Genomic DNA, 13070 nt, shown 5'->3' with positions numbered 1-13070 from the left:
GCCCTTATAGTTGATTTAATTTAAAAGAATTACAATGTAGCTAAGCGCAGAGGTATAAATAATACTTCAGGCAAAGCTGACACAATAATTCTTTTGAAAGAGATTGACTATATCAGCCAATCCAATAACAGGTAGACCTCACTATGACCTTTGTCGTTACAGATAACTGCATTCTTTGCAAATACACCGACTGTGTAGAAGTCTGTCCTGTGGACTGCTTTTATGAAGGCCCAAATTTCCTAGTCATCGATCCTGATGAGTGCATCGACTGCGCGTTATGCGAGCCTGAATGTCCCGCCAACGCGATTTTCTCAGAAGATGAAGTTCCGAAAGACCAAGAGATGTTCACTCAGCTAAATGAAGAGTTGGCGCAAAAATGGCCGAATATCACCGAGATGAAAGGGCAAATGCCAGAAGCTGAAAAGTGGGATGGTGTAGAAGGTAAGATTCAGTATTTAGAGAGGTAGCTGACTCTATAAACCAAACTTCATACACAAAACTAAACAGCCGTCTAATAGTATTAGATGGCTGTTTAGTTTTGACGACTATGCTAAAGGTAAGTAGGCTCGAGAAATCCCTGACGACGCTCGACAACTCCAAGTACCATCAATTGCTCTATCGAGATTAAGAGTCTGATTAGATAAATAACTTAAACTCTGTATTTGACATCTTATTGCATTATGAGTCACTGAGCCTTTAACAAAACTATTTACACTATATAAACAATACTTTGTTTGCATTGGTATATTCAAGCCATTTAGATTGAATTGAGAAGGTTCTTGGCCTTCAGCGATACTAACCTCATAAGTGAGTCTATGATGATTTAGCTCCTTATAAATATTCATGACATTTGTTTTTCTAACATGAGTCTGATAGCTTACTATAGCTATAGCTGATAAGATTCCAATTATAGCTATAACTATAATTAACTCAACTAGAGTTAAGCCCGCTTGCTGATCAGAAGCTAATAATGATAATACCAATTTCTTATGATTACAGTAAAAAACTGAAGTAAGGCTCATAGCACTGCTCTATTGACTTAATAAGTTTATGCTTGCAGAGACTGTGCCAAACAAGTTAATGATCATTTTATGATCCTACTTTGATTAGCCTTTACCCACTTATTATAATCTTGACGTATACCTTCAAACTGTTTATAGTTATCCGCTAGTTCATTAACATGTAAACTGACCATATTACATCTTTCACTATGATCTAGCAGACAAGCTCCTTGGTACAAATGAAGCGCTTGTTTTGGTTGATTATTTAGACCAAAATACAGAGCTTGTTTTAATAAGATATTATGTGTTAGAAACTTAGTTAATACACGATTACCAAGGTTGATTCGCTCTTCTAAGTCTGAATTATCCTTAGGAAGTAAATGGTAAATAAAGAACTCTTTGTAATCCGAAAATCCAAAGACTGATGGTAGTTCCATCAACATCTGCTGCTGAATCTGAGTAATCTCTTGTTGTTCATTTTTGTTTAACTTGTTACTATCTATGCTTTTATAATAATTTAAATAAGTATTGACTCGGTGGTATTCTTTATAAAAATGATAATAAAAAATACTACCTATAATGCACAGCGCAGCGACCGTAACAAATAGCTTATTTAAGTCAAGATTTATTTTTATAGTTTTACGATTGACAGCTGCCAATAGAAATACAGCTATTATTAGATATCGTGTGTACCACAATGGGTATTCACTTAAAGAATAGAGAGCAACGATAATAATGGCAACGAATATAAAGCTTGATTCTAAATTGCGAGATTGCCAATATGACCTCATGACTGTAAACGCTGCCACCAATAAAATACCTAATCCTAAAACACCGAGTTCTGCTGCAAATTGCATAATAATATTATGACTATGGATATTAAAAACAAACCAATCAACCTGTTCAATATGCTCTAAGCTATCCGCCAATAAATTTCCAAAACCTACACCCATTAGCGGATGATATAAAAATTGAACCCAAGCTTGCTGAATCAACTCTACGCGTGCAGCATTGTCCCCAGTAGCAAAACGAGACAATGTGTCTTTGCTATACAGATTATGAACTGTTAGCAGATATGAACCTACTAAAAATCCAATTATAGACATACTAATACTGCTTAAAACTATTTTAATATTAGAGGTTCTTTTAAAATTTAAACCATAAATCAAAAACGAAGCTAATCCTAATATTAAACCGCCACGACTGCTTGTTAGTGCTAAGCCAATACTTAGAATAACTAATGCCGTAACTATAAATATACTACGCTTATATTTAGCCTTGATAAGAAGATAATGACAAGCAACAATTCCTAGGGCATAAATAAATGCCAATTGATTTGGTTGACCGACATTACCGAAAAACCGACTACCTTGCATGGTCATCACAAACCAAAGGTCATCAGAAACATTGGCATACTGTAATAACTGGAAAACAGTGCTAAATAAAGCAACCAAGGTGAACCCAAAAGCTGAATGATAAATAAGCTTGGACTTATTATCAATATTATTGATAATCGCTGATAGAATAAAACATACTAAGATAGTCGCTAAAGGGAAAAGCACACCATCCAAATAAGCATAATCAATAAAAAAAGGCTGGACTAGAATAAGTATAAACAACAATAACCAAAATATACTATCTAACCCAATTTTTTCTATTTTAATCCTAGTTAGTAACACAATAAGCCCCGAACATAACAGCCCTATAACTGTGATATTAGGAAGAAAATCGATTTGGCTTGGTAAGTAATGCTGAGTCGTCACCGTACCAAATGCGTAAGCGCTAAAAATTACGATTGTTATCCACATCTCAATACTAGAGTTAATTCTTTTATAACTGAGCATGCCTATTGTCTTCTTCTATCTAAAAGGGGTACAAAAAGAGAGCTCTAGAGCTCTCTTTTTATATTAATAAAATTTTAGGGAATTATGTCTTATTTACGACATTCTGATGGTAAAAACTTATTATCCAATTTAGTACCAGCATCAGATGTACAGTTCCAAGTTACGCTTCCACCACTAGCAGATGGGGATAATACAAGAACAGCATTGGCTGGTGTTTTTTCTACTTTATCATTAACTATCACAGAAATTTTACCACTTGCTACGGTGACACTGCTAACTGTATTGCCATTAATCGCACTAGCAGAAGGTAGACCAGCTGCCGCATTGTCACTAGGCCAACTATTGTTAGATGAATAGAACTCTGTAACAGCAGTTTTAGCACCACCGGCTAGACTTAAAGCTTCACCAACACGAGCACGCTTAGTATAGTCTTGATAAGCAGGTAAAGCGATCGCAGCCAAGATACCGATAATAGCGATAACGATCATTAGTTCAATTAGTGTGAAACCTTTTTGTGCAGTGTTCATAAGAACTCCTTTAGAGTAAGGTGATAACAAATCGGTTGATACGCTATTTGGTATCACTATCTGCCATCTATTATAAATATAGGGTTTGTTAGTATGAATAGTTACTTAACTTACTCATCTAACCTTATTATTATTTTTGCAGGTATTGTGCCAACTTTTTACTATTACCTAATTTTAGTCGCCAAAGGTATGATTTTATGAAATAACATATCTGCTTACGGTTCTTTACTTTTATTTAATTAAAAATAGTATAAATATTACTACTATATTGCTTAAAATTGTCAGTTTATGTAATAAACAGATATTTAGTGTAATGACAGCTGACATTTTTTGTCAGCTATATACAAAAGTATGTCACTAGAAAATCATCTCCATTGATCATTTGTACCGCATTTCTTGTTCGGATCATCTCCACGACACTTTATACCTTGAAAATTCAAACTCAATGTACCATCGTTCGCCATTTGACTGGCATTTTTAGGCGTGGCTATGATACTCCAATCCGAGGTGAGCGGATTAGGAGTAAAGCTTATTGTATATAGAGCATCACCTTGCTTAGGATAATCTCCGCTCAACCCTGTAATCAGAGCATTGCTATAGGCCCCTTGCGCCAACTTACGACTTTGTATTTCAGAGGCAATATTATGCATCTCGCTCATCATATCGGTGCGTTTAGTCTTGATAACATATTGTTGGTAACTTGGATAAGCAATCGCAGCTAGAACTCCAATAATAGCGACGACGATCATTAGTTCGATCAATGTAAAACCAGAATGCTTCTTAAAGACGGTGACTGTCGTGTTCGAATCAATCCACATCACCACTCTCCTTGACCCGTACCACAATCACTATCTCCTATTTTCACTTTATTTTTATTTTGACAGCTTAAACCTGTGCTAGATATCATAAAATAGCTAGCATATTCTGTAACCCCGAACCTCTTGGTTCAGCTAGCATCTTCCAGCTTCTACCAGTTGTATTGTCAATACCTGTCGTAGTAGCTGGTACTAATGAGCTAGCAGTATTGACACCATCCACTAATGTGATCTGATAACGATAATTGGTTGAATCACTACCTTGAGGGACATAGATAGTTGTGTTGTTAGCATCATAGGCGTACGTCGCTGTGCTACTACTGCTAACTACTTTTGGTCTAAAGCCTTTATAAGTTAACGCTGTTGCTCGCCATCGCTCTAACTGTATCTCTAACTGCAACATTTTAGCTTGTACATCACGTTCAGCATTCATAATCGCATATTGACGATAGCTTGGGATCGCAATAGCAGCTAGTATGGCAACAATAACTACGACAATCATCAACTCTATTAAAGTAAAACCTGATGATTGAAGCTTCGGGTTATTACCGTGGCTCTTAGCTGAAGCATGCACTCTATTGTTCCTCTTCATAAAGCTCATACCATCTTTTCGGTATGAATTTATATTTTTCATACCCAAGATTACTGTCGCTTGTGGCCTTACCGTTTGTAGCGACTACATTATCAGACTTACCACCACTACCAGTTGTACCATCATTCACAATAGTGTTGTTTGTTACTTGCAAGCCAGCCTCATCGGTTTGATTTAATCCCCTGAACCAACATTATTGTTATTCCGATTAGCAATTTTAACTTGGTCAGCCAGTGACTGTGGACCGATCAGCATTTTGACATTACGCTGGTCTTTACTATAAGCACCTAATGTCAGTTCTTGTATTCCTTTACCAGCCCGAGTATATCCAGCTGTTCCATCAAGCGATTCAGTATCATCGCATACTCCATAAGGCATACAATATACTTGTCGTTCTGAGCCGCCTACTACTCTAGCAGAACAGTTATTTGTCTGATCATAAACCATTTCTGGACTATAGACAGTTGTATATAATCTATTGCCATATGCTAAAGGTTCTCCTACAGACTTTACTCCCTCTACACCGCTATACCCATCAAAATAGGTTAGTGGATAACGCCAGCCTGCATAATCGTAGATATAACGTTTCTCATCATCGTCATAGGCTCCTTTCGCTATCGTCTGTAACAGCGTTTTACGATTAGTTATATCTTTCAAAGCATCATTTTCATTAAATGGTAGGTTAACTAAATCATCAATTGTTTTATCTGTAGTCGTCAAACTATCAGCTGTATAGCTAAAAATACTAGGTTGAGCGATATCATAATCAAAAAGATTAAATAAATAGTTAGGGTTATCAGTATCTCTCAGCATAGAAAGCGGCGTACTGCGATCTCCTGATGCAATGGTTACCGAAGCAAATATTTCTTGATAGGGACTGGTGTAGAAACTGACAATGGGTCTCTCGTAGAACCGATATGGTAGTGTCTGCCCAGAGCTAGCATTGAGCACTCTAACTACTCTTTTTACTAAACTAGCATTCGTCGCACCTGAGTTCAGATCCGCGCGGTACACACTCCCACCTAGATCCGCATAATACAGATGATCAACATTGCCGTCATCGTCACGATCTAAGGCAGTAACTCCAGCTACCACACTATGCTTCATACTATCGACTTTAGTGTGGTTCGTACCACTATCGCTACCTGATATAGATGAGATAATACTGCCATCACTGGCATCTAATATATAAACCACATTACCTTCTGCCTGAATTTTTTTATCGCAACTTGTGTTGTCACCACTAGATTGTAGTTGGAAGCTTGGGTTTTCATAGCAAGTATCATAACCACCAGCAACGATGATCACATCCTTAGATTCGTATTTTGTTCCGTTTTTCACTCTGATTTTTGCAGCCGTAGGCTCACTCCACACTTGACCTAGACGGGAGAAACCAGTATCAGTCGTATTTTTAGAGAATAAGAAGGTTGGTTTGTCCTTTGTAGTGAGATCTAAGCCGTATATGCCTTTACCACCCATTCTTAGGCCACCATAAGCTTTTACTGACGTCGCTTTTACTTTTTTGGTGGTTCCTGAAAAGTCATACTCTAGCACTGAACTACTCGTCCATGGTGCGTCAACGCCGAATACTGTTCTGCCTACAGAGCCTTCACTGTCGGCTTTCAGCGCTTTTAGTTGCTTCTTGATAATAGTTTTAGGAATAAAAGCAAAAGTTTCCTCGCCTTTTTCTGCTGATACTAAGTGTAATGCACCATCCATGGAACCAAACATAATATAGTCATCACGATCTTTCTCATCGTTAGATATCTCACCATCAGTTGTAAAGTCTGCACCATATGACACTTGCTTTGGTTTAGAGTGTACTACGCCTCCTAATACCTTCACTTCTTGAGTTGGTGGATTTTTACGATGTCATTGTATGCAGCGGTTTGTTCAGCTACTGTGTCTAAAGCCATAATATTTGCTGTGGCATCTACTGGTACGCTATAGCCTAAAAAGATAACAGATATAATTTTTCTTTAACACCATAGTCACTGTCTAGCTTATCAAAACCTGATACGACTCCACTCTCAACCTTTACATTGACAAGCTTGTCATCACTCTCGACATAGACATTACGTGTCGAGTCAGGCGTGGCAGTAATAGGCGCTTTCAGCCGTGCGTAAGCGCCACCCGCATAAATTGAGTTATTTGAGCTCTCACCTTTATCATTTTTGTAATCTGTAGTACTCCACAGATCTTGAGTACTTGCGCTTAAATCATCTGGAAAATCATCATCATCATCATCTACATATAATCTACTAGACTCACTAAATGGGAAAGTAGATTTACCATATAGCGTACCTTGATAGACATTGTATTTCTTTAAATTTCCAGGCCATACATACTGAGAACCAGCTACTTTTGGCTCGAGCATAGGTAAATAAGCAAACGGCTGTAAATTAGTAGAGCTTAATGGATCATTGGGAATCGTAATGGTACCTGAAGGGGCTGTTTCGATAATTTGAGTTAGTTTAGCTGTAAAGCTCGTCACGCTAGCTGCAAGGCTATCCGCATCTGTTGTATAATAAAACCCACCGCCACCATACGCCTCACTACCGAGTTTACATAGGTTTCTGACATGTTGAGAAGGATCATCTGATCCTGGTGCTGTGTTATCACAATCATATACTGTCTTACCAGTGCCATCTACCGAAGTCTTAATACCAGCAAATTCTTTACCAAACCCGACCGTGGCGGTTAGTATTGAGCGTTTGGAAGGATTGGTGACGTCTCGCAGTTTTTTAGAGTACTCACCCATACATGCCCAGCCAGTGCTATTATTAATCTTGCTTAGACCACCAGAACAAGTACCGTCCAGACTCAAAGCGCTTCCATTTCCTTCGAGACTTAAGTTCATCAAACCAGAAGCAGTGGAATTAGACGATCCGTTAGGTACACCATCTGTCAAAAAGTAAATGCCATAGCCACTACATTGCGAGTCAGAAACCGGGGCTGCATAAGTAAAATAGTCATCATCTGGATTTTTAGTATCTAGAGCTGACGCAGTATAGCCACTTTCATCGGTATCTTTTACAATACTAACTTTTTGATTACTTTTGAGGTAGTAACGAATGTCTCCACCTTTTTCTATCCAGAAGTCGTCAACCCCTCCAGGGATAATTTCTCTAGCTAAGCCATCATTACCTGTCAAGCTATTGACTATTCTACTGTTTTCGATTGCGGTGTATCTTCCTGGTCTACAATCGATTGCTGATAAACGATCGCTTCTTCCTGTGCCAAGAATCGTTGTTATAGTAGACAAATTACTATCACACTTTTCTAATACAAATCTTCCATTAATCTTAGTTGTTCTACCTAAGACTTTAAAAGCTCTTTCATTTCCCTCTTCTTTAGTAACAGTATTGGTACCCATCATATACGCACCTGCTTCAGCATAAGCATTGGCGGCTGGTGTATTACCACTTGCGCTAAAAGCTGTTAGAGTAGCAATAAGTTTAGTACGTTGTACTTCGTCAAGCTTACGTGCTGGTACTAAGATACTACCTGCTTTGCCATCAACCCGTCCATCACCGTCTTTGTCCACAGAGTATTGACCCAGACCGATGATATTATTACTTGATAAGGTATAATTACCGGACGCATCTTTTTTGATAATAAATCCGTCAAAGCCTTTTGTAATATGGTCAGTCGAGAATCACCACCCCTAAAATCTTTCGTACTCATAGATCCCGAAGTATCGAGCATTAGCGTTAGTACAGCACCACCTGATTCTGCTGCTTTATATATTTCCAAATCACCCAGATCGTTCCTACCCGCATTAACGGGTAAAGCCACCATAGAGAGTGCAACGGCATAGCATAAAGGCTTAACAGTCTGGCTAAGCTTAGAATATCGTAACTGATTAGGTATGAGCTTTTTTAAAATCATGATGAGTACTCTTATTTAACTACAACTGTTAAAAGGACTAATGGAGGCCTTGTTTATCTATCAATTAATTGTTAGCGGCTGTCTTACGGTTACCATTGACATCAATGCCAACCAGTTTCTGACAATCTTCATCTATTTTACCGTCTCCTACACCAAACCCATAACAAACAGTATTGTCTATGACGTTCTTAACGTAAGCTTGCTGAACTAGTGTTTTAGTCGCAACCCCCTCGTCTTTCATACATTCATCCAGTGATTTAGTGCTACCATCATTAGGGTCAATAGGTTTTTTAAGACAGTCGTTTATATCTTCTTTACTAGCATTCGATAGACTAGGTAATATAGAAGTAGAACGAATATTAAAGACGGCAGACTCGTTGCTTGGCTCATTAGCTTGTATACCAGATCCTTGTGTTACTGATTTAAAGCCCCCTTGTCCTACCACTACACGCGATGGGCGAGTAATATTAATTTGCGTTACTGAGTTACTACGAGCACTAGAGTAGCTTTCTGTCTTTGATATATCACAGTATCCACTACCCGTTGTCATCACCGTACCCCCATTAGGTTTTACGATGCTGGCTTGATTCAATTTAGCAAAGCTATTTAGTCGCGCGTTATAACAAAGATATATTGATCATCGCGATTTGTACTACCTGCTTGAGAAAGATAATAGCCAAACATTCCCGTCCCTTCTATCACTGCATCTACATAATCTTGATCTGTATCGTTATCAAATATTTTCTCAATACGCTTATTTGCGCTATCTGAAGAGTTTAATAAAAACGTGTCTATTTGATCAGCAGTGGCTACTTTTAAATCTGTTGTACTTCTCTTAACCGCAATAATACCCACTAAAGTAATGAGCATTAAGAACATCAATACTACGATAAGAGTAACGCCTTCCTGTGATTGTCTAGTCATCTCATTTATCCTCTTTCAGTCAGATTATCCGCTTCATCAACTAGATACTGGGTATAGAGCTTTCTTTAACAGCTCTTGAGTTTCTCAACATAATATTCGACTCATATACTCTGCGAATAAAAGCGCTGGAAGTATCTGAAGATAAGTCTCTTTTTCTCCAAATACTATAAAACTAGATGCTCCACTCTCCCCTGTAATGGGGCGATCAGCTCGTACTAAAACAGACAGTTTTACAGATATAATATCTGTCGTCGTTATAGTAGACGTACTAGCTGAAGATTCTGCCTGTTGAACAGTTTTCAAAAAACTCATGTATTGTTCAGGAGTAAAATACCTTAAACTAACCGAAGTATTAGTTGGACTGGTAGCGACAACCTCTACTCCTAGCAAGACACCAAAATAATCAACTCTTGGAATAACGACTTCTCCAGCATCCCCAAAATCTCTTATATTCCGAGTAGCCACTAACTTAGTACTATCCTTACCACTAATTTCTTGTGCTGCAAGTTCTGCTGTATTCAGGTCTTCTTTGATATAACGTCCAGCGTCACAACGTAGCTCATAACTTTTTATATTTGATTCATAATTAGACTTATTACTCTGAGTAACTTCGTTAAGAAAATACCTTTCAATAACAACCTGTCCTGGTATCATCGTCAAACGTCCATCCCGATCTATTTCTACAGGTCCCCGAACTAAAGAGCCTTCACAGTCGTACATATTCTGCGGTGCTTCGTACTGTATAGTGAGTTGGGAGCTTTTTAAGCCTGTAATGTTACTGTTCCCTGCTTCCCAAGCGTTGTTAACGCTACTTGTGCTTTGGTTTCCACTTCTAGTTAGATAGCCATCTGTAATCTCTTCAGCACCAGCGCTCGACTTGGTTCCTCCCATTTTAATACCATTCATATTATTCTTAGATTTGTCTGTCTGGGTAGTACTAACCAAACTACTGTCACTGGTCATCACCAGACCTGCCGTAGGAGTGAAAGGATTGTTAGTATCCGCCATACCTAAATTACTGAGCCTTATACTCTTTTCTATATTTTGAATACCAAAAATACTCGCTTCTAATATATCTGTACCGCCAGCCTGTACGCTACTGGTTTTAACGCTTGTCAAATAAATTTGCATGACCGCTGCTGAGATTAAAAGACCTAAGGTAAGAGAGATCATTAGTTCTATTAAAGAAAAGCCGTCCTGAGTATATTTGATATTCATTAGTAAGACTCCATAATCAAGCAATCAGAACCTGCATGATATATTCCAAGCTCATCGGCACAAGCCTTACTACTCGCTGAACTGACTCCAAACACTGGCTCTGTTCCGTTCCATGAAGTGATAATACATTGACGTAACTGTTTGTCCGCAGTACCAGGACAAGTAATCATATTTAATAAAACGCCGTTTTCACATGCTTGTTTCATCGTACTCCAGCTATTGTATTGACCTAGCTGTTCTTCGGTACATGACTCACTATCACAGTTCTTTGTGACAGTACTCGTTTTATAGTCTTCGACAGCTGCACAGTAATTCTTTGAGGCAGATACTTTGCTTAATACACTTTGGATATCCTTTTGATAAGCCAGTATATTATTAGAATTTAATCGTAAATCTTCAGACAAGCCACGCATTACTGTATTAGCATTTGCTATTAGCACGCTATCATCTGTTGCTTTTATAGATACCATATTGAGTGCACTAAACCCCAATACTGCAACTGCTAGTAGTAACAGAGCAACTAGCACCTCAACCAAACCCACGCCTTGTTGGTTAATAATTTTAGTCATGGGCACGTTCCTTCGGATCTATTACTAATAACGGCAGTAGCACTGACTAAGATTTTTATAGGACTAGCTGCACTATTGCTATCACATATAGTATATGTGGTAACTTCTGCGACTTTATTTGGCTTAAATTCATTACTGCTACGATCTGATTTAATTGTACTTTTAGCATCATACCTATAACTTTCTACAGTGCTATCTACCGTACCTGACACTATATGCTGAATATTTATTACCTTACTAGTATTATCAAAGCTTATCGTTAGTGGTTGACGACGAATAACGCTTTCGACTTTAGCTTCTTTTAGTGCATTAGCAAGCGTCGCAGCTGTCGATTTCACGCGCTGGTTTGCAAGTTGAGTGCTAATATTAGGTGCCGCAATACCTGCAATAATGGCAAGAACAGCAATCGTTACCATTAATTCAATTAAGGTAAAACCTGAGCTTACGTTCTTTAGCTTAGGTAGTGGAGTGTTCAAAGATGCATTCACATCGTGTTCCTATTTAAAACTGCGATTATCTGTCTTTTACTTATGGCATATTGATTATTAGTATCTTATATTGTTGCCTTACTACCATGATTTTCTACATATATTTATTTAATAACATGCAATTTTCATTCCACGATATCTAATAAATACCATCTAAAAATGACTATAGGCACTTTCCTGTGTTCTTGTCTCATATATTATTTCACCAAAAGATCGTTTATACATTTAGATCAGAACAACAAATTAGTATACATAAATATAACAATATAGCTTTAAGGAAATATATTAGCAATAATTAGATATTACTGGCAAAGATATCTTGGGTTTAGGATTTGCTGCCATGTGCTAATACGTAGGCAGAAATTTGATAACTATTGTGGCTGCTATCTTTTGCTGATTTTACTGTTGCAGGTGGAATGAACGCTCGCGCTAATGCTTGTAAGCTTGCACCTGTGGTAGATACATCATCGAATAGTAGTAAGCGTTTTGTAGGGGCTTTTCGATTAGAGCAAAAGCGTTATCTAAGTTACTAAGACGTTCGGCACGAGTCAGTCCTTGCTGACTAACTGTATCGTCAATGCGCTTGATGCCTTGCCATAAAGGGATTTGCCAATGTTTAGACAATTGGGCAGAGAGAATACTGACAGGATCGAACCCACGTTTGACCAATCGTTGACTTGTCGTTGGCATAGCAACAATCACACTGTTATTGCGATGACAACCGTGTGGACGCGGTAATTGACGTATGGCATGTAATAGTAACGGCAATTTCGTCATATCCTCTTGATGCTTAAATGCTCGGATAGCTTGACGTATCGGATACTCATAGTAGGTGGAGGCTTGGATAGATAGAGATATACTAGGAGCGATATCCACTTCAAAAGGTCTTGGCAACCAAGTGATATCGTTGTGACAGTGAGCACAAAGTAAACCACTGCTTAAATGGCTGTTTGCTTGATGAACGATATTAGTAAGAAAAGAGTGTTTCTTTAAGGCTGTCCGTGTAGGCGGCGTGTCCGTTATATTATGTATACTAGATTGCGCTTGATACTGCAGTAGTTGAGATTGTGGTGTACTACGATAAATACGGCATAGTTGGCAGCGCATATCCATATACTCTGCCAACCACAGTCCAATTTGATAAGGCGCTAAACGGCGCATAAACTATAATTTGTCATAATTTATAATAAATTTCACCTAT

Annotated in this window: 16 protein-coding genes; 1 reads left to right on the top strand and 15 read right to left on the bottom strand. The window is 38.1% G+C overall.

The window, feature by feature from the left end:
* Positions 1–143 precede the first annotated feature (143 nt).
* Complete coding sequence (gene fdxA, locus ACOBWA_RS01720; protein WP_101205516.1) at positions 144–467, top strand: ferredoxin FdxA; 324 nt, start codon at positions 144–146, stop codon at positions 465–467.
* Between the two features lie 78 nt (positions 468–545).
* Here fdxA and ACOBWA_RS01715 read toward each other — a convergent pair whose 3' ends face one another.
* The 15 genes from ACOBWA_RS01715 to ACOBWA_RS01645 all read right to left on the bottom strand — a co-directional run bounded on the left by ACOBWA_RS01715 (position 546) and on the right by ACOBWA_RS01645 (position 13030).
* The gene (locus ACOBWA_RS01715; protein ID WP_420230051.1) at positions 546–1022 is read right to left on the bottom strand and encodes a prepilin-type N-terminal cleavage/methylation domain-containing protein; all 477 of its coding nucleotides are present in this window, start codon (positions 1020–1022) and stop codon (positions 546–548) included.
* Positions 1023–1084: 62 nt separating this feature from the next.
* Positions 1085–2845, bottom strand: coding sequence for a Wzy polymerase domain-containing protein (locus tag ACOBWA_RS01710; protein WP_420230050.1), 1761 nt, complete (start codon positions 2843–2845; stop codon positions 1085–1087).
* An 89-nt stretch (positions 2846–2934) separates the two neighbouring features.
* The gene (locus tag ACOBWA_RS01705; RefSeq protein ID WP_420230049.1) at positions 2935–3372 is read right to left on the bottom strand and encodes a pilin; all 438 of its coding nucleotides are present in this window, start codon (positions 3370–3372) and stop codon (positions 2935–2937) included.
* Positions 3373–3737: 365 nt separating this feature from the next.
* Positions 3738–4217 carry a type IV pilin protein gene (locus ACOBWA_RS01700; RefSeq protein ID WP_420230048.1) on the bottom strand — a complete coding sequence of 160 codons (480 nt, stop codon included), beginning with the start codon at positions 4215–4217 and terminating at the stop codon, positions 3738–3740.
* Positions 4218–4275: 58 nt separating this feature from the next.
* A complete protein-coding gene (locus ACOBWA_RS01695) occupies positions 4276–4761 on the bottom strand; it encodes a prepilin-type N-terminal cleavage/methylation domain-containing protein (RefSeq protein ID WP_420230047.1) in 486 nt (161 codons plus the stop codon).
* Between the two features lies 1 nt (position 4762).
* On the bottom strand, positions 4763–4933 hold the full coding sequence (locus ACOBWA_RS01690; RefSeq protein WP_420230046.1) for a hypothetical protein: 171 nt from the start codon (positions 4931–4933) through the stop codon (positions 4763–4765).
* A gap of 20 nt (positions 4934–4953) precedes the next feature.
* The gene (locus tag ACOBWA_RS01685; protein ID WP_420230045.1) at positions 4954–6582 is read right to left on the bottom strand and encodes a PilC/PilY family type IV pilus protein; all 1629 of its coding nucleotides are present in this window, start codon (positions 6580–6582) and stop codon (positions 4954–4956) included.
* A 148-nt stretch (positions 6583–6730) separates the two neighbouring features.
* On the bottom strand, positions 6731–8326 hold the full coding sequence (locus tag ACOBWA_RS01680; RefSeq protein WP_420230044.1) for a hypothetical protein: 1596 nt from the start codon (positions 8324–8326) through the stop codon (positions 6731–6733).
* Positions 8275–8670, bottom strand: a complete 396-nt coding sequence (locus tag ACOBWA_RS01675) for a hypothetical protein (RefSeq protein WP_420230043.1) — start codon at positions 8668–8670, stop codon at positions 8275–8277. Before ACOBWA_RS01675 ends, ACOBWA_RS01680 begins: the two co-directional genes overlap by 52 nt.
* A 64-nt stretch (positions 8671–8734) precedes the next feature.
* The gene (locus ACOBWA_RS01670) at positions 8735–9262 is read right to left on the bottom strand and encodes a hypothetical protein (RefSeq protein ID WP_420230042.1); all 528 of its coding nucleotides are present in this window, start codon (positions 9260–9262) and stop codon (positions 8735–8737) included.
* 14 nt (positions 9263–9276) lie between these two features.
* Positions 9277–9594 carry a pilus assembly PilX family protein gene (locus tag ACOBWA_RS01665; protein ID WP_420230041.1) on the bottom strand — a complete coding sequence of 106 codons (318 nt, stop codon included), beginning with the start codon at positions 9592–9594 and terminating at the stop codon, positions 9277–9279.
* Between the two features lie 84 nt (positions 9595–9678).
* Positions 9679–10812: a PilW family protein gene (locus ACOBWA_RS01660; RefSeq protein ID WP_420230040.1), complete on the bottom strand. Its 1134-nt coding sequence runs from the start codon at positions 10810–10812 to the stop codon at positions 9679–9681.
* On the bottom strand, positions 10812–11381 hold the full coding sequence (pilV, locus tag ACOBWA_RS01655; RefSeq protein WP_165598343.1) for a type IV pilus modification protein PilV: 570 nt from the start codon (positions 11379–11381) through the stop codon (positions 10812–10814). Before pilV ends, ACOBWA_RS01660 begins: the two co-directional genes overlap by 1 nt.
* Positions 11378–11869, bottom strand: a complete 492-nt coding sequence (locus ACOBWA_RS01650) for a pilus assembly FimT family protein (RefSeq protein WP_420230039.1) — start codon at positions 11867–11869, stop codon at positions 11378–11380. Before ACOBWA_RS01650 ends, pilV begins: the two co-directional genes overlap by 4 nt.
* A 429-nt stretch (positions 11870–12298) precedes the next feature.
* Complete coding sequence (locus ACOBWA_RS01645) at positions 12299–13030, bottom strand: ComF family protein (protein ID WP_420230038.1); 732 nt, start codon at positions 13028–13030, stop codon at positions 12299–12301.
* Positions 13031–13070: the final 40 nt, after the last annotated feature.

The organism is Psychrobacter sp. ER1, assembly GCF_048631835.1.
Taxonomy (GTDB): Bacteria; Pseudomonadota; Gammaproteobacteria; order Pseudomonadales; family Moraxellaceae; genus Psychrobacter.
This window is presented reverse-complemented; position numbering and strand designations above follow the sequence as displayed.